The following is an 18006-nucleotide window of genomic DNA, read 5'->3' on the forward strand; positions in this document are numbered from 1 at the left end:
ATAAAATTCGAGAACATTTACGATAAATTTGTATCCAAATCATCAAGGAGGGGTAAACATGAAACAGTTAAAAAAGCCTGCAACGATCCTAATCAGCCTCGTAGTACTGGCAAGTGTAGCGTTGACAGGCTGTAGTTCTAACAAAGAGGAAAAGAGTGCATCGAACACAACTCCGGCAGCATCAACGAAAGAAATCGACTGGAAAACCGTGAAAGCGGATATACGTTTCGTCTATCCGGGGACATCAGAGGCAGAAAAAGAGTTAGCCGATCAATTTAAAACAAAAATGAAAGAAAAGTATCCAAACGTCAACATTGAGTACATGTTCTTATCCTGGCAGGATATGGAGAAGAAATTACCCATTATGCTATCATCCGCCGATTATCCGGATATGACGATGACCCAAGACGTCACCAGCCTTGTGCAGTTGGACGGGTTGGAGGATATTTCTCCCTATTTGAATAAAAAAGGCGCAGCATTGAAAAAAGATGATTTTCTCCCAGGCACACTGGAATATGCGTCCAGAGGAGATAAAATTTATTCCGTTCCGAATCTTGCCAACTCGTTTACCTTAATGGTAAATGAAAAAATGTTGAACGAAGCCGGCATGAAAGTTGAAGAATTAAAAACTTGGGAAAGCGTGGAAAAGGCAGCACAACTCATGACCAAGGGTGATAAGTACGGCTTTGGATATCCAATGGGCGTAGCTCGGTTTGCTTTCAGAGTTCCTTTCACCGCCGCATATAGCAATGGGCTTCTGCTCAGCGATACATCAGAAGCATCAAAGAAAAAATATATCGAGACACTGGATCACTTCAAAAAACTAGAAGCTTTTGAGCCTAAGGCACATTTCACTTGGGGCTATCCGGAAATGTGGCGATCATTTAGTAACGGAGAAGTGGGCATGGTTGCTGCAGGAACCTACTTTTCTGCTAATGTGTACAGCATCAATCCGGACATCATTAAGGTAACCAGAGCGATTCCTTATCCGAAAGGACCTTCCGGGGACAAGGCACAAGCACCGGTATCGAGCGTTGGAGTAGGCATGTTCAAAGGCAGCAAAAATAAAGATGTTGCATGGAAGCTAATCGAAGAGTGGTCCTCTTCCGAGTTTAATACGTCAGAAGCTGCTGTAGTAAACGTCACTGCTATGAAAACTGCAAATTTGGATGAGATCGTTAAGAAGGCTGAAAAAGTTTACCCAAAAGCCATTGATGGTCACAAGCGAATTTTACAAGACTTTAACCAAATTCTTGTCAACAATGGTGTACCCATGGCTACCATCGTAGGGCAACCCGAGATCGAGACACTTGTGCAAGATAATATGACGAAGCTTCTCACGGGAAAAACGAGTACGGAAGAAACGTACACGGCTATCAGAGATGGGATCAATAAAATAAAAGATAAGTTCAAATAACGTTTGTAAGCATGTATCGGGGAACCGACAGGAAGTTAAAGTCGCTGTTCCCCGTTTTTTTTACTCTTATAAAGGAGGTAGTTCACCTATGGACACGCCAATCAAACAACCTGCTTCTTCTATTGCATTAAGAAATAAACATAACCGTTCCCTTATCAAACGGTATGCTTTCGGATATTTGCTGCTTGCGCCAGTCGTATTATATGTGGCCTTGTTTCAATTTTATCCGTTGTTCGATACGCTTCGTCTCAGCTTCTTCAAATACTCACTGCTTCATGGCGGTGGCACGCAATTTACGGGCTTGAACAACTATAAAGAGTTGATTATGGATGATGATCATTTCTGGTTTATTCTTAGAAATAGCCTTGTTTGGGTTATTGGTTCAACATTGCTCCAATTTCTTATAGCCGTTCCAGCTGCACTTATCCTGAATCAGAAGCTTCGCCTCAGGGGCCTTTGGCGTGGGTTAGTTATGGTTCCATGGGTTTCTCCAGTTGTTGTGATCGGTATCATTTGGAAATGGATTTATGACGGACAATATGGGTTGCTCAATTACTATTTGAAGCTACTGCACCTGCTTCAAGACAACATCGTTTGGCTTGGGAACGAATTTTGGGTGTGGCCTTCATTGCTGCTCACTTCTACTTGGAAAGGGTTCCCCTATGTTACATTAATGCTGCTATCCGCACTGCAGGGAATTTCCAGTGAGATGAAGGAAGCAGCAGAAATTGACGGGGCGACCAATTGGCAGAGATTTCTTTATGTCACACTACCTTCGTTAAGACCCATCATGTATGTCACTGGTATGGTTTCACTCATCGCTTCTTGGACGAAGTTCGAAATGATCTGGGCATTGACCAATGGTGGACCGGGTTATACAACCAGTATTTTGCCGACCTATTTATACACCCATGCATTCGTTTATTTGGATTTAGGTAAAGGCGCTGCTATTGGAACTTTATCGATGCTGATTGTGTTGATTATGGTATTTGTTTATGCAAGATTGTTTGGTAAAGATAATAGTTAAGGGGCGAGAACATGAGAGAAACTTACTTGATGAGAATATGGAAATACACGATTTTGTTTCTATTATTAGTTTTTACCTTAGTACCTTTTCTCTGGCTTTTGGATACTTCATTCAAGAGCGACGAAGCCATATTTGCCTCTAAACCGACTTGGTGGGTATCACCTTTTACTTTGGATAGTTATACATGGGCTCTAGGAAAAAAAGGGATCCAGCTTGGAAAACTGTTGTCCAACTCTCTGATCACATGTGCGATTACCGCGCTGATAACGGGTTTGATAGCTTGTATCAGCGGTTATGGTTTAGCCAGATATAAAGTTCCAGGGATTAAACTCATATTCGTACTGCTCGTATTGGCGCAGATGATTCAAGGACCAATGATTATGATTCCATGGTATAAGTTTGCTTCCTCGATGTCGCTTTTGAATACCAAGACAATACTTGTCATGATTTATTGTACGATGACAATTCCTGTTGGCGTCTGGATCATGAGCGGTTTTTTCAAAACAATCCCGATCGATTTGGAAGAAGCGGCCTACATGGATGGCGCATCGAAACTAAAAACATTGTTTGTTGTTGTGATTCCCCTTGCTTTGCCCGGGTTAGTCGCCATTAGCCTCTATTCCTTTATTCTTGGTTGGAACGATTACCAATACTCGCTTATATTAACGAACTCCCTTGCTGCGAAAACTGTCCAGGTTGGCATCGCTGAGGTGATGGAAAGTATGGGTTCGACCAATTGGGGAGGCATTCTGGCCAGTGGTGTAATTATCATCCTTCCAATTATTCTGATCTTTGCTATCATTCAGAAATTTCTCATTGAAGGTTTAACCGCCGGAAGTGTTAAAGGATAATTTCTACACAATAACGAGTGTTAAGAAGGCTTGTAACCTTTAACACTCGTTTCAAAGTTTCTATCACAAACATCTATTTCACACGAATAGTCTTTTAGTTTCTCCAGGCTTTATTTCAATGGCTTGTCCTTCCAAGCTGAACCACACGGACAAGGCAGAAGGATTATGAACCAGTTCCCCTGACACAGCAAACCGTAATTGGTGCAATGCTTTGACGTAAAGGACGATTTCAATATTGGTCGCATACCATATATCGGGATGCCAACCGATCAATTCACCAAATTGCTCAAGCTGCTCCCAGTTTTGATTGTTATTAAATTCATAACTGTGACCCCATACATATAGCAGAGACATTCGAGGATGACGCGGTCGATCATTAATAAACTTTTGGCCGTATTCCAGCATATCGCGATGGTGGCAGGTAGGAGACCACAGCAACCACTCCTCCGGCATGTCAAAGCTTCCATGATTGATCGTAGTTCGCGCATACTCCACTCCCAGTGCAGGAAGCAGCGCCACAACCTCCTTGTTCCAAGCGCCGTGAGGGTAAGAAACCCCCTTTACTGGATATTCGGCAAGCTGCTCCAACTTCCGGCGATCCTGCAAAATCTCATCGACAATTCGTTCCTTTGGTGATAAATTCAAAAACGGATGGCTGACTGTATGAGCTGATACCTCATGCCCGCCAAATAATCCTTTCACTTCCGAACGTTCCAAATACCCTGGCTTTCCCAAGAAGCCGGAATTCAAGTGAAACGTCCCCCGGATGCCGTAATGATTTAAGATGCTAACCATTCTCCGGTCGAATTCCCGCCCGTCATCGTAACTTAGCGTCAGAGCTTTGCACTTTCCACCAGGAAATAGGTCAAAACGAATACGCATACAATCCCTCCAAATTCAACCTTTTACGGAACCTATCATAGCTCCCTTAATGAAATATTTTTGCATCCATGGATATATCAATATGATCGGCCCTATCGAAAGCAGCGCAATCCCAGAACGAACATTGCTCATCGCAAGCTGCGCTTGCTGCGCATTATTATTGAACATCAAATCATTGCTTTGTTCGCTTACAGATGCTAGCATTTCACGCATAATCACTTGGATAACCGTCAAATTGCGGTTGCGAATATAAATCATGGCATCAAACCATGCATTCCAATGCTCAACGGCGGCCCAAAGTGCTATAGTTGCTAGTACAGGAGTTGACACCGGCAAAATAATTCTAAACAAGAGTGTCAAATAACCCGCACCGTCGATAACAGCGGATTCCTCAATAGCTGTATCCAGTGACATAAAATAGTTCCGCATAATGATGATGCTGAATATGGCTACAGCCCCGGGAATAATGAGAACTAGAAAATTGTCCAGCAGTCCCAAACTGCGAATGATCAGATAAGTCGGAATTAACCCTCCGCTGAAAAACATTGGGATGATGAAATACGTGGTAATCCCCCCGCGAAATGGCAGTTCTTTCTTGGCAAGCGGATAAGCGGCCAGGATGGTAAATAAAACCTCCAATATAGTCCCTAAGGCGGTACGTAAAATCGAGTTCATGTAGGGCCGAACGATCTCCCCAGAAGAGAGCAAAAACCGATAGGCTTCAAAAGACCAGGTACTCGGCCAAAAGTGGAAACCGAGTGTAGTTGCTTCTCTTCCGTCTGAGAAGGATAGCACCACCACCTGCCAAAACGGATAGAGAATTACCAATGAAAAAATAACCATAAACATGCTATTTAAACCAACAAACCACCAACCGGGTTGGAGTCTGACGCCGATTCCGCCTGTTCTTTGCTGCACTTGCCTCATTTTCACCACACCCCATAGTCGTTGAATTTGCGCACTATCTGATTCACCGTGACGAGCAGAACAACCCCCACCAGGTTTTTGAACAATCCGACTGCTGCGGAATAATCTAATCTAAATTCGACGAGACCCGTGCGGTACACATAGGTATCAATAATATCCCCAACTTCATAGACTAACGGACTATACAAATTAAGGATTTGATCAAACCCGCCAGATAATATGTGACCTAAACGAAGTAAAAATAAAATTGTAATTACAGGTATAAGCGAAGGCAATGTAATATAAATCATCTTGTGAAAACGGTTAGCACCATCTGATTCTGCCGCTTCATAGATTTCCGGTGAAATCGAGGATATCGAGGCCAAATAGAGTATCGAGGCCCAGCCTACTTCCTTCCAGGCATCGGAAATAAGCAGAAGTGGGACAAAATAAGCTTTACTTGATAGAAAGTTGATCGGATTTCCGCCAAATAACGAAATGATATAATTGATAACTCCCCGCTGTGGGGACAAGACCTCAACAACCATGCTGGCAATAATGACCCAGGACATAAAGTGCGGTAAATACGAAATGCTTTGTACGGTTCTCTTGAATGTCTTGTGCATGATTTCATTGATAAGCAGGGCAAAAATGATCGGGAATGTAAAGCCAACCACCAATCGCAGAACGCTGATAATAATCGTATTGCGTAGTGCTCTTATAAATACGAAATCATGAAACATATTCTTAAAGTGTTCAAAATTATTCCAAGGGCTGTCCCAAATGCCAAGCCCGGCTTTAAAATCCTTAAAAGCAATGATCACACCATACATCGGCGCATAATGAAAGACAGCAAGATGTATGACAGGCAGAAGCAATAGAACGTACAACATTTTCATTTTTTTTACTTTTTTCCACTTGAGTGCTCGGGTAGATTGCGATTTAATGTGTGATGCCTCAACTGAGATAGCCATGCTTCCTCCGCCTTTCTAAAAAGTGGGGAGATTTGTCAACGACAAATCTCCCATGTTCCTAACTTATCTGTTTATCTATATTTAGAATTACTTCTTACGGAGATCGGCGACCTTAGGCGCTTTTTCCAGTTCGGATAGAAGTTCATCTCCACCACTGCTGCGCCAATTTTTCACGTAAGCATCCCAAGCAGAATCGACATTCAGCTCACCTGTAATGGACTTAAACAAGAATTCATCCGTTATTGTTTTTAATTTTGCAGCGTATTTGGTATTCAACTCATTGTATTTCGTTTGATTGAAATAATCCCACTTGAAGGGACGATAAGCAATTTTCCTGCCTGCTTCGGCACCAAAATACAGATCTGTCAATTTGGAAACGGCAGCATTACTATAGTACGCATTGACATTCCCTAATTGGATCGGCAAACTGTAGTAACCTATACCATCTTTTTCACGATCAGCTTCTGCTGCCTGTTTAGGAATGACAGCTGACTTATAGGGCTCAGCTTCCCACGAATAATCTTTTCCTTCTTCACCGAACGCTGAGAGCATGAGCCCATCTTTGTCCAAATTAATATAGTCAAAGATCTGGAGAATACGAGCTAACTTTTCATCCGAGACATCCTTTTTGATGACCATCGCGTAGCCAAATCCATCTACAGGCGTATATGCGGCTGAACCCTGCTGACCTTTAGAACCGATTGGCGGCGGGGTAAAAAGAAATCTTGCATTGGGATCCTTCAAAACGAGATTTCCAGGCGGGCGATTGAACGTAAAGGGCACCATGCCTGCCGCTTGAACCTGTACCTGCGCAGCACCGTATTTCCCAGCAGCAAACTTTTCCCAGCTTTTAGCACGGTTTAATGTGGTGAATTCCGGATCGATATACCCCTTTTTATTTAGAGAAGCCATATATGTCAGAAACTCTTTATAGTTTTGGCTGATCGCATAACCAACCACTTTCCCATTGTCCTCCAGATTATAATCCCAACCAAAGCCAAACGCCCCAGCTTCCGTATTTAAAGCCCAAGATGCATCGCTATTATTCAGAAGCAAACCATACGTATCCTTTTTACCGTTCCCATCAGGATCATTATTGGCAAAAGCTTCAAACATTTTCTGCTCTTCATCGAGAGTAAACGCTTGCTTTGAGAAGAAAACTCTTTCGGCACCACCGGAAGTACCCACGGGTACGATTTCCCCTTTAGGCTTAAATCCGAGTTTTTCCATCCAATCCAAACGATAAACCTGACCCCATGTGAGATTATCCCAATCTTGTTTATAACCCGTAAGGGCATAATATTCACCATTCTTGCCTGGGACCTGATTCACTTTCCACCCCGTCGGCTGATCGCTTAACACTTTTGCGTAATTAGGTGCGTATTTCATGATCATTTCCTTGGATATGCTCCGAGTGACAGCATCCGAATATAGCTTATCCGGTGCATCCATGAAGGCGATATCAGGCAACTCTCCCGAAGCTACCATCAGATTTTTTTGTTCCTTGTTGTTTACGTCCAGTTTTCGATTCTTCAATTTCACATTGAATTTCTTTTCAATCATTTGTTGAACCTGGTTGTTGTCTTCAATCTTACCTCTTGCCCCTTGGCCAACCCAACTGATTTCCAGCGTTTTTGTGGTTTCGGCAGGCTTGTCTGATGCACCGGTAACGTTCGGTTCGCTCGTTGTTTTTCCCCCCGAGCATCCCGATGCCATCAAGACCACGGCCAAGCTTAGTGAGGTAACGCTTACTGTTTTACTTTTCATATTCATCCCCCTACTCTTATCGCTTGCCTTACCTTTTCATTATAAATAAGAAGCCCCTGAGATCTGTAACACAATCATCAGGGGTTTATAATACGAATCTCATACATTTGAGGACGCTTCCATCGAGTTGACGCTCTGGTACGGAAGACGGATTGTCACAGTCGTTCCAGCACCAGCATTATGAATCGACAAGCCGTACGTATCACCAAAATGGAGCTTAATTCTACTATTCACATTATATAATCCTACATTTCCCCGTTCTCTATTCTCCAAACGAAGACGAATTTCATCTAGCTTATTTTGTTCTATGCCGGGCCCGTTATCCTTGACGACCACTTCGATATGATTTTCCTTTTTCATACAGCTGACCCTAATCCTAATCTCGCTGTTATTCATCTTAAGCGTATGTCTTATTGAATTCTCAATAATGGGCTGTAGGATCATCTTATTAACGACACAATCGTTCAACGATTCGTCCATATGCCATTCGATATAAATCCTATCCTTATAGCGGTAGCTCATGATCTTCGAATAGGACTGGCAGTAAACGATCTCTTCTCTAAGCGTGGTCAATGAGCTGTCTTTCCCCATGGCATATCGAAACAGACGACTCAATAGTCCAATCATATCTACAGCTAAATGGCGTTCTCCCTTTTCGATCATATACATGATATTTTCAAGTGTATTGTAAAGGAAATGGGGATTAATTTGTGCCTGCAGCGCCTCCATGTGCAGCTCCCTTTTCTCAAATTCAAGGGTTAGCTTTTCCTGATTCGCATCCAATGTATCCTGTACCAACCTATGAATCCTCTCCAGCATGTGGTTAAAGGAAATTCTTAGCTGTTCAACTTCATCAATCGCAAAACTTCTATGGAGAGTTAATTGATTAACACGATCAAGATCAATGCTCAGATAACGGTTTTGAATGGAAGCTAATGGCTGCACTAAATACTGTGACATCAAATAAGAAAATAGGAGAATCAGCAAAAAAAGAAAGACCAACAAATAAATATCATCGAAAAAGAGACGTATTACCTGATCCCTAATCGCCGAAGCATCGTATCGGGCAACCACATACCAGGGTAAAGCAGCGATTTTCTTGGAAAAATATATGGCGTTATCCATGCGGAATAGGGTCCCCTCCGATTGATTCAATTGAAACGGAATGTCGGCTTTCTGCCCAATTCTTCCCGTATCCGGATGGGAGATTATACGTCCATTTTCATCAATGATAAACGCTTCACTCCCGTTCCCGTTCAGATCGGCATACAGATTGGTGAAGAAAGCACCGTTTATATCCGTTTTCATATAAGCAATCGGGCTTGAATAGCGATTAATATCTACGATGCCTATACTTAAACTTACCGTAGAGGAGGCCGTATCCGTCGGTGGAAGCCAGTAAAGAATAGGTTTACGGCTAATACGCATTTGTTCGAAAAAAGATGGATCAATTTGGGTCGCATGCTTATACCGATTGCTGTAGATCAATTGATTATTTATCGAATAGATGCCAATGGTATCCTCACTGAGAATTGGCAAAAAACTATCATAAATGAGTTGATCCATATGCTGTTGCAGGTTATTGCTCGGTTGATCTACGTAGGTTACAACAAACGCATCGTAAGCCAAGCGGGTCATGGCAGACTCTTTTTGATCGGCAAATAACTCTACCCTATGAGCTGTCTTATCAAACAGCGTATAAAAGGTTTCTTCCAATTCCTGCGTAATAATTTTTGATGATTGCACATAAAAAACCGTAACGAAAAGACAGATAGGAAGTAGTATCGTAATTAAAAAATAGACAAAAAAACGGTCCCTCATCGTAAACCTATTGTATCGATTCCGTCCATCTTCGACAGGTTCCCATCGTTCCTCCAAACTGCGCTGCCTGCCGATCCAACTAATCAGGCTGTGCAAGGGGAACAAGATTTTGCGGCCAATTAAATGCGATAGAAAAAAAGTAAGCAATGCGCTGCCGCCTAGTATGATGAGCGAATATCCCCCAAGCGCCAGAAGCTGCCTTTTATGAAACCCAGATTCGTTTTCAGCCAAAGCGATGCAGATATCATGAAATCCGATATCCCGAAAAAAATAACGTTTCCCCAAGAGTGGAATTCCGTCCATTTGCTGCGTATTCTCCGTACTTTTCAGCATTTCATTGATTTCTGGCGTAACTGCGCTCCCCTTAAATAATACTTGGTCCTTTGCATCTAAGACCGCCAGAGATTCACCGTATGGAATAATATGATTGAACGCACCTGCATTTAAATTGATCGTGAGTATTCCGAGTGAACCTTCTGGACCTTTAAGAGGACACATAAAGTAACTCGATTTGTTCCATGCGTCCAGTAGATTTCGCAGCGCGTCATCTTTGATGTCCAAGGAATTTAAACCAAATGCTTGATACGTCTGGTTTATAGAGACGAACCTGATCTGATTGTCCAGGTTGGAAAGTGACAATTGATTGCCTTCAAAATAATAAGAGGAATACTTGGCATTCGAACTGTACTGGCCACCCCTTGTCCAAACCGTGATGCCACTGATGAACTCATTTCCTTTATTCAAATTAAATAGGGAGGACTCTACATTTTGTGACAGACTCACCTTTTCATACGAGGTTGCATCTTGTCGCTCTAATTTGTCCAACGATTGGATTAATATGGTGTTATTCCGCAAACTATCTATGGTTTGGTAAATATCTTCGAATTGTTTGCGCACATCCGCGGTTGTTTGATTCAATTTCATGGCTTGCATCATATCGGTTTTCTCATCAATGTAACGGACGGTTTTCACATAGAGCACATAGCCGATAATGATGAGCATTAGCGAGACGATCGAAAGGGAGAAAAGCAACAAAAAACGATTCAGCTTTATCTCTTTTCGCTTCATTACATGCCTTCCTTGGACTGGAAGACCGATCCGCCAGATTCTCTATAGGTTTGCGGCGTAACACCGCTTATGCGTTTGAATATTTTATTGAAATACGAAAAATTGCCATAACCGACACTCATCGAAATTTCAAAAACTTTGTAATCGGTATGCAACAATAATTTCATGGACTCGTTGATTCTAACCTCGTTCAGATAATCAATAAAATTCTTTCCCGTTTCCCGCTTGAATAATGTGCTGAAATAGTTCGGATTGACGTGCAGCCGTTCCGAAACGTCTTCAAGCTTGATTCGTTCTGGATAGTTTTCAGTAATATATTGCTTCGCAACAGCAACATACGAATTGCGATCTCCATTCGTCTTTACGACCATATTTTTAACGGAATTAACGGGTTGTCCAGCTTCGTTCTTTAAATTACTGGCGACATCTCGGAACAGCTCGAGGAATTCATCGCGAATAATTGGCTTAAGCAGGTAACCTTTCACCCCAAAACGTATCGCCTCTTTAGCATATTGAAAATCATCATACGCACTCATAAGTGCAACCTTGATGTGTGGAAATTCACTTTTCACGCACTGTGCAAGTTCTAATCCCGTCATATTCGGCATTAAAATATCCGTCAAAATGACATCCGGATGACATTCGCGTACCATTTGCAGAGCTAATTCTCCATCTGAAGCACACCCTGCCACTTCAAATCCAATCTCAGCCCATGGCATGTTATTGATTACCCTTTCGCGAATAAACTCCTCATCATCAGCAATCAATACTTTGTACATCGGATCCCTCCCCCCTGTTATAAGCGCTTACAAATAGAGAAGATTGTTTCTCCTTATAATTAGATGTTACCTTGATAAGTATGAAAAAACAACTACCGTCTATAGACGGTAGTTGCCTTGCCTAAACCATTTTTTCGAAGTCTACCACTGCCGCCATTAAATCAATCCCAGTCCGTTTGAAAGGTGGATCCGTTTCTGGCGCCTGAAATGCCGGATCCTCAACCTGCATGTAAGTAATGATGGCCTTGCCGGATTTCGTGAACATACAATTCAGATTGGTATATTCATTCGGTCCCTCCGCAATATTCCCCACTCTTTTCCAGGATTCCCCGCCGTCTGTAGAAACTGCTGCGCTTAAAGGTGTACGTCGTCCGAAATGATGCTTGCCGGGTTCGTACTGACTATCGTTCCATAACAGAAGGAGTACATCGGTGCCGGGAACTCGCCGTAAACAAGTGCATGATTCCGGCGATTTCAAACCGCTTGTTTGTGGTAAGCTCCACGTGTTGCCGCCGTCCATTGAAGTACACATAAACACCGCGCCCAATTGAGACCTGATAGACATGAGAAGACGTCCGTCGCTCATTTCAGCAACGGAGGATTCCATTGCGCCACGCATAGGCAAATCTACGGTACCAGCTGCACGGGTCCATGTAAATCCGTCATCATCGCTAAAGTAGCATCCTATCTCATTGTGTTGACCACCTTGATGGCCTGTGCCGAAGTGGAATGGAAGTAACAATCGACCGCTGGACAACTGGTTGATATGGTTCGCACCGCCTTGCAGCCACTGACCCTTTGTACGTTCCCAAATGTGCGCAAGAAATCCCCAAGTTTCGCCTCCATCCTTCGAGACATAGACTTCCATAGTGGAGCTGGATCCCCCCTGATGGCCTCTTAAGCAATGGAGAATTAACGTTCCATTGGGAAGAAGACACAGACCAGGGGCCTGCACATTATGATCTTCCGGATTGACATCGATAAGCATCCGCTCGCGTTTCCATGTCATTCCGCCGTCCGTAGAAGTTTTGGCATAAATCCGGCATAAATCGAAATCGCTTCCAAAAGAACCATCATACTTGTGCCAAACGGCTAACAATGTGCCATCCTCCAACTCAGCGATGGAAGCCGTATCATTCCTTGGGTTATTTGTAGCGGATTTCGCAATTGTCGCGTATTTTATTGTATTCATCATGTCATTTCACCTCGTAAATGGTCATTGTTGTCATTTTTTATAAATTCACCTGATTGAGAAATGGTTTCCCCTCACGATAATTCATCAGATTGTTCAAGAGCAAATGACAGAAACGATCGAATTCTTTGACCGACCGTCCTCCTGAATGAGGTGTAATGATCACATTATCCATTTCCCATAACGGACTTTCCATTGGAAGCGGTTCTACCTCGAAGACATCAAGCCCCGCGCCCTTCAGCCTACCGCTAATCAAAGCCGCATGCAGGACATTCTCATCGACGATACTTCCGCGAGCTAGATTATAGAAATAGGCCCCATTCTTCATAGAAGCGAACATTTTATAATCAAACAATTTCTCGGTCTGTGCGTTGCCGGGCAAGATCAGGATCACATGATCAGCTTTCGCTACAGCTTCCTTCATTCGGGAGCTTGGGTATATTTCATCCATGTAAGGATGTGATTCCCCGATTTCACGACGTACCCCAATGGTACGAACGCCTAATAAGCGCAGACGCCGCGCGATTTCTGTGCCGATGCCGCCCACTCCGACGATGCATGCTGTGCTGCCATACACCTCTTCATATTCTGATTGACGACTCCAGCTATGCTTACTCATATCGCGTATGTGATGCGAAATACGGCGCGTCAATGCGAACATCATAGCAATTAAATGCTCTGCTACAGCAACAGACATGACACCGCTAGCATTGCAAAGCGTAAAAGAGGGATCATCTTGATGTGTGTTACCCACGAAAGCGTCATAACCAACGCTTCCTAATTGGACAAGCCGAACCGGGCTTCCTGCAAGCCATTCCGCTTTCGGCCAACCAACCACAATATGAGACCTGCTTATCTTTTCACGGAAAACAGACTCAGAAGTTTCTTCGTCTATTCGTTCCATTGACGCCCAACCGAACAAAACTTGCCGGATACGTTCCATGTGTTGTTCCGTAAAACCATTAACTGCAACCAAGACATGAGGTTTCATGGTTTATTTCTCCCACCTTCCTATTAGGAAACCGTCAACGGAACCCGATATACAGAACCTGGCATGTATGGATATTTTTCTTCCAGCCCTTCGGGCCAATATACACCCAATCCAGGGGTTGACGGAACCTGTATACATCCGTTCACCATTTTCAAGGGTTCAACCATCATTTCCACACGTAGGGGATTCGGCACATTGGAAAGTTCCAGAATTGTGCAATTCCTAGAAGCAAACGCAGCGTGAAAATTCCCCATGATACCCACTCCTCCGCACCATGCATGAACGGCAATTGGAATGGACTTACGTTCGCACATTTGCGCTACTTGGCGAAACACGCTCAGTCCTCCGATAACAGCAGCATCAGGCTGGAACAGGTCGAGCGAATTCGCTTTCAAATACGATTCAGCTTCTACAAGACTTGTAACCGTCTCGCCTCCTGCAACCGGGATGTTGACGTGACGGCGAATTTCTGCAAATCCTTCATAGTTAGTTACCTCTGCTGGTTCTTCCATCCAAAGGAGGTTGTATTTCTCAATGCGTTTTGCGATCTCAATTGCCTGTTTGACGGACCATGGATATTTCGCTAAGCCTTGCGCTGCATCGACAGCCAGCCCGATATCCGGGCCAAGTGCTTCACGACACACGGCTACCTTCTCTTCAATCGCGTCGATATCCGGGAGCAGGTTGATACGAATTTTCACCGCCCGGAAGCCTTGCGTCACATAGTCACGCATTTCTTGTTTAAGCTCGTCAATCGGCTTATTATTACCACCGCTCGCATAAGCCCTAATTTCATTATGCACCTTGCCACCAAGTAATTCGTACACTGGAACGCCAAGTGCCTTGCCTTTTAGATCCCAAAGTGCCATCTCGATACCGCCAATCACGCATTGCGTTAGCCCCATTCGACCTAGATAATAATTAGCAACCCGCATTCGATCGGACATCTCAAGAACGGACATGGGGTTTTGCCCGATCAGATCGTGCTCCATTTGTTCCGCTATTCCTCTGACTGCTTCGGGTGCATAAGTGCCCGCGTAGGTTTCACCCAAACCATAGATGCCTTCATCGGTTTCCACTTTCAGGAAGGCTGTTGGACGGTACCCTGTTTTCAGACAAATTTCGCGCTCCGCATCTCCTTTATTGGCGTACGGAGCGCTGACAAGGATACATTTAACCGCTGTGATTTTCATTCCATTTTTACCCCCTCGATGTTCAATTTTCACCCAATAACTCGTTTACTCTGCTATTTATTATATAGAGGAAGCACGTGAACGCCGTAACACAATCCTTAGAGGTTTATAATACAATTTTCACCGATTACTTCCTTCCATCGGAAGGCCGGATGTCCAATCAACCTAATAGTACTTGAATAAATCCACCAAATCTAAATTTCATCCCGTTATCGCAAAGTGTACCTAGTGATATTATGAGATAAACCTCTATCCAGGTCTTTCAAAAATGAGCAACCGCGCTTAGAGGATTATAAATTCTAATGGAGGGGGTCTGACAGCAGGTATCTACTTTTGAATGCGCTTTAATATTAACTATGATTCATGGCAATTGATATGTTGGGAGGAGACTTTATCATGAAAGAAAATCAAAAAATACTTCTTTTTAGCCTCTGCTTCACTTTCATCTTTACCTTGACACTTGGGTGCTTCATTGTTGTAAATTCATCTGTTGCTCATGCGTCTTCACCATCTTCTTACATACTTGATGAAAAGGTAGCTTATCAAAATGATGGTTCAAATAACTTTTGGTGGACTCACATGCGATGCGCGACCATTCCGGGCGGTTCAAGTCCCCAAATTATGTGTACCGTTTCCAAAGATAAGAATGAAAGCCCTACCAATTTATCGGATGTCTTTTATGATATCGCTTATACGTCCAGCACGGATTTAGGTGAGACTTGGTCATCGCTGACAACCATTCCTCAATTTCAATGGAAGACACTGCCGGATGGTTACCAAGGTATGCTAATTGATCCCGTACCCGTGTATCACAAAAAAACAGGAAAGATCATCCTGTTCGGCATGGCCCAATCCTATGGCCTTAATTTTGCTAAGAAACATAACTACCCCGCTTATGCGGTATACGATCCTGCCACTTCAACTTGGAGCAGCGATTGGTATTTATTGGACTGGCCTAATATTTACGGACATACCGGCAGTGTTTATCCTTATGAAGCTGAGGATGGTACAGGAGACATTCTTTGGCCAATCAATTTATTGGACGGAACGGGCTCCGTAAAGGTTGTTAAAGCCTCATTTAACGGCACTGCGCTTTCCTACATCAACCAAGGTACGTCGGTACCTAATTCAGGGGGCAACGGAAACCGTTCCGGTATTGAAACATCCCTTACCAAGTACAATAACGAATACTTTATGACCCTTCGCGATGATATCCAGAACAGATTGGCCAAAAGCAGCGACGGTTTAACTTGGCAGTCAGCAGTGACTTTGCAATGGGAGGACGGAACAGCTGTAACCGGAAGTATGAATACGCAGATGCACTGGGTGACACAACCGAATGCACTATACCTGGTCTATACCCGACAGGACGCTTCTAACACGGATATCCTCCGATATCGGGCTCCCTTATGGATGGCTGAAGTCGATCCGGTCACGCTTCGCGTCAAGAAAGACACAGAACAAATCGTGATGTCGATAACGGACAACCGGGCGCAATTGGGCAATTTCGGAACCACTGCGGTTACACCTGATTTGAGCATTGTGACAAGCAACGAATGGAACTCCCTCGTTCCGAATCGAGCCATTGTTTCGAGAATTTGGTGGAATAAATCTAACATCGGTACTTGGAGCTTAGATGAAACCTCAGGAACGACAGTTGTGGATTCCGCTGGCGGCCTTAATCCCGGAACCATTGTGAACGCGACGCGAGACACAAACGGCAAATTTGGAAACGCTTTACACTTTGACGGCAGCGGCGATTATGTAAACTTAGGCAATCCTTCCAGCGGTGCGTTTGACTTCGGAACCACACAAAACTTCTCGGTCTCTGCTTGGGTGAAAACCAGCGTAACGGGTACAACCCAATATATTTTAAATAAAGGAGATACAAACGCTTCATACTGGTTACGATTCGAGGCGAACAATACCATTAAATTCCTACTCGACTATGGCAGCACCTTTGACGCCGCTCAATCGACAGCCACCTATACGGATGGGCTATGGCATCATGTTGTTGGTGTCGCTGACCGAACAGCGGGACTTAAACTATACGTCGACGGTGTATTAGTTGGGCAAGATACCAGCCCTGCAAGCGGTACCATCTCCAACTCCCTTCCATTAACCATCGGAATCAATTCTACAAGTACAATGAATGGTTTCATTGATGAAGTAAGCGTATACAACTATGCTTTGAATTCAACGGAAGTGGGACATTTATACGGGTTGAGTGGATATTGGAAGTTTGATGAAATCACAGGAAGTACCGTGCTGGATTCTTCCTCCAATGGCTTTCATGGAACCATTACGAATGCAGCTTGGAGCAATAGCGGTAAATTTGGAAGCGCTTTGAGCTTTGACGGAAATGGCGATTATGTATCTTTGGGAGATCCCTTCAGCAATGATTTTGATTTTGGTAGCACAGGGGACTTCTCCGTTTCCGCATGGGTGAAGACAAGCGTCCCTGGTACAATCAAATATATATTGAATAAAGGAGATTCAAATGCCGCATATTGGTTACGATTTGAAACAAATAATACGATTAAGTTTCTGTTGGATTATGGTAGTACCAGTGATGCTGCACAATCGACAGCAACCTTCGCAGATGGGCAGTGGCATCATGTTGTAGCTGTAGCCGATAGAACTTTGGGGCTTAAGCTATATGTCGATTCTGTTTTGGTCGGCCAGAACACTATACTTACGGGTGGGAATATATCTAATGCATTTCCTTTGACCGTAGGCGTTAACTCCGCAAGCTCGATGAACGGCCTGATTGACCAAATTAGGATTTATGCTTATCCATTAAGTGCAGCAGATGTCCAAAGCTTGCAATAGAATTCCAACAATCACATTTAAAAAGGTAGTTACTGCGTTAGAGCAGCATCTACCTTTTTTCATCTTTTCAGCTGTCGCCTATTTGGATCATACGAATTTGTCCGTTCCATTGTCAATGCTAATATGGAGACTATGCTCATCGTCCCCACTCAAGAGTATCAAAACCAATTTCTCGGAAACCATATTTTTTCCTAATATTGGATACTGGTCCGTGGTTATGTAGACCATCCATTTTCCTACCTCCTTTCAGCTCATCAGCATCCTCCGCCGTAAACCTCTCGCCAACAAGCCTTTTCTTGATGCCGG

Annotated in this window: 13 protein-coding genes; 4 read left to right on the forward strand and 9 right to left on the reverse strand. The window is 43.6% G+C overall.

What is annotated here, in order from left to right:
• Positions 1–58: 58 nt before the first annotated feature.
• The 3 genes from ACSQ8O_RS35715 to ACSQ8O_RS35725 all read left to right on the forward strand — a co-directional run bounded on the left by ACSQ8O_RS35715 (position 59) and on the right by ACSQ8O_RS35725 (position 3295).
• Complete coding sequence (locus ACSQ8O_RS35715; RefSeq protein WP_436245601.1) at positions 59–1417, forward strand: ABC transporter substrate-binding protein; 1359 nt, start codon at positions 59–61, stop codon at positions 1415–1417.
• A gap of 88 nt (positions 1418–1505) precedes the next feature.
• Positions 1506–2444, forward strand: a complete 939-nt coding sequence (locus ACSQ8O_RS35720; RefSeq protein WP_056619091.1) for a carbohydrate ABC transporter permease — start codon at positions 1506–1508, stop codon at positions 2442–2444.
• A gap of 11 nt (positions 2445–2455) precedes the next feature.
• On the forward strand, positions 2456–3295 hold the full coding sequence (locus tag ACSQ8O_RS35725; protein ID WP_436245602.1) for a carbohydrate ABC transporter permease: 840 nt from the start codon (positions 2456–2458) through the stop codon (positions 3293–3295).
• Positions 3296–3373: 78 nt separating this feature from the next.
• Here the strand turns inward: ACSQ8O_RS35725 and ACSQ8O_RS35730 are convergent, their stop codons facing one another.
• The 9 genes from ACSQ8O_RS35730 to ACSQ8O_RS35770 all read right to left on the reverse strand — a co-directional run bounded on the left by ACSQ8O_RS35730 (position 3374) and on the right by ACSQ8O_RS35770 (position 14868).
• On the reverse strand, positions 3374–4177 hold the full coding sequence (locus tag ACSQ8O_RS35730) for a polysaccharide deacetylase family protein (protein WP_436245603.1): 804 nt from the start codon (positions 4175–4177) through the stop codon (positions 3374–3376).
• 15 nt (positions 4178–4192) lie between these two features.
• On the reverse strand, positions 4193–5104 hold the full coding sequence (locus ACSQ8O_RS35735) for a carbohydrate ABC transporter permease (protein WP_436245704.1): 912 nt from the start codon (positions 5102–5104) through the stop codon (positions 4193–4195).
• Positions 5105–5106: 2 nt separating this feature from the next.
• Positions 5107–6057 (reverse strand): ABC transporter permease, encoded by a 951-nt coding sequence (locus tag ACSQ8O_RS35740; protein WP_436245604.1) that lies wholly within the window; start codon positions 6055–6057, stop codon positions 5107–5109.
• A gap of 87 nt (positions 6058–6144) precedes the next feature.
• On the reverse strand, positions 6145–7824 hold the full coding sequence (locus ACSQ8O_RS35745) for a hypothetical protein (protein ID WP_056619081.1): 1680 nt from the start codon (positions 7822–7824) through the stop codon (positions 6145–6147).
• A gap of 99 nt (positions 7825–7923) precedes the next feature.
• The gene (locus tag ACSQ8O_RS35750) at positions 7924–10713 is read right to left on the reverse strand and encodes a sensor histidine kinase (RefSeq protein WP_436245605.1); all 2790 of its coding nucleotides are present in this window, start codon (positions 10711–10713) and stop codon (positions 7924–7926) included.
• Positions 10713–11492, reverse strand: a complete 780-nt coding sequence (locus ACSQ8O_RS35755) for a response regulator transcription factor (RefSeq protein WP_436245606.1) — start codon at positions 11490–11492, stop codon at positions 10713–10715. Before ACSQ8O_RS35755 ends, ACSQ8O_RS35750 begins: the two co-directional genes overlap by 1 nt.
• 121 nt (positions 11493–11613) lie before the next feature.
• Entirely contained in the window at positions 11614–12687 is a 1074-nt protein-coding gene (locus tag ACSQ8O_RS35760) for a sialidase family protein (RefSeq protein WP_436245607.1), read from the reverse strand.
• Positions 12688–12724: 37 nt separating this feature from the next.
• Positions 12725–13675: a D-2-hydroxyacid dehydrogenase gene (locus ACSQ8O_RS35765; protein ID WP_436245608.1), complete on the reverse strand. Its 951-nt coding sequence runs from the start codon at positions 13673–13675 to the stop codon at positions 12725–12727.
• Positions 13676–13698: 23 nt separating this feature from the next.
• Entirely contained in the window at positions 13699–14868 is a 1170-nt protein-coding gene (locus tag ACSQ8O_RS35770; protein ID WP_436245609.1) for a mandelate racemase/muconate lactonizing enzyme family protein, read from the reverse strand.
• 396 nt (positions 14869–15264) lie between these two features.
• Here ACSQ8O_RS35770 and ACSQ8O_RS35775 point away from each other — a divergent pair, with 396 nt between their 5' ends.
• Positions 15265–17700, forward strand: a complete 2436-nt coding sequence (locus ACSQ8O_RS35775) for a sialidase family protein (protein WP_436245610.1) — start codon at positions 15265–15267, stop codon at positions 17698–17700.
• The last annotated feature ends 306 nt before the right edge of the window (positions 17701–18006 follow it).

Origin of the sequence: Paenibacillus sp. LjRoot56, from assembly GCF_964253335.1 — a bacterium.
Lineage (GTDB): Bacteria > Bacillota > Bacilli > Paenibacillales > NBRC-103111 > Paenibacillus_E > Paenibacillus_E allorhizoplanae.

Coding starts and splice junctions, on each gene's coding strand:
- ACSQ8O_RS35735 (WP_436245704.1), bottom strand. CDS start 5,104: ATGAGGCAAGTGCAGCAAAGAACAGGCGGAATCGGCGTCAGACTCCAA.
- ACSQ8O_RS35730 (WP_436245603.1), bottom strand. CDS start 4,177: ATGCGTATTCGTTTTGACCTATTTCCTGGTGGAAAGTGCAAAGCTCTG.
- ACSQ8O_RS35760 (WP_436245607.1), bottom strand. CDS start 12,687: ATGATGAATACAATAAAATACGCGACAATTGCGAAATCCGCTACAAAT.
- ACSQ8O_RS35745 (WP_056619081.1), bottom strand. CDS start 7,824: ATGAAAAGTAAAACAGTAAGCGTTACCTCACTAAGCTTGGCCGTGGTC.
- ACSQ8O_RS35750 (WP_436245605.1), bottom strand. CDS start 10,713: ATGAAGCGAAAAGAGATAAAGCTGAATCGTTTTTTGTTGCTTTTCTCC.
- ACSQ8O_RS35725 (WP_436245602.1), top strand. CDS start 2,456: ATGAGAGAAACTTACTTGATGAGAATATGGAAATACACGATTTTGTTT.
- ACSQ8O_RS35775 (WP_436245610.1), top strand. CDS start 15,265: ATGAAAGAAAATCAAAAAATACTTCTTTTTAGCCTCTGCTTCACTTTC.
- ACSQ8O_RS35765 (WP_436245608.1), bottom strand. CDS start 13,675: ATGAAACCTCATGTCTTGGTTGCAGTTAATGGTTTTACGGAACAACAC.
- ACSQ8O_RS35720 (WP_056619091.1), top strand. CDS start 1,506: ATGGACACGCCAATCAAACAACCTGCTTCTTCTATTGCATTAAGAAAT.
- ACSQ8O_RS35715 (WP_436245601.1), top strand. CDS start 59: ATGAAACAGTTAAAAAAGCCTGCAACGATCCTAATCAGCCTCGTAGTA.
- ACSQ8O_RS35740 (WP_436245604.1), bottom strand. CDS start 6,057: ATGGCTATCTCAGTTGAGGCATCACACATTAAATCGCAATCTACCCGA.
- ACSQ8O_RS35755 (WP_436245606.1), bottom strand. CDS start 11,492: ATGTACAAAGTATTGATTGCTGATGATGAGGAGTTTATTCGCGAAAGG.
- ACSQ8O_RS35770 (WP_436245609.1), bottom strand. CDS start 14,868: ATGAAAATCACAGCGGTTAAATGTATCCTTGTCAGCGCTCCGTACGCC.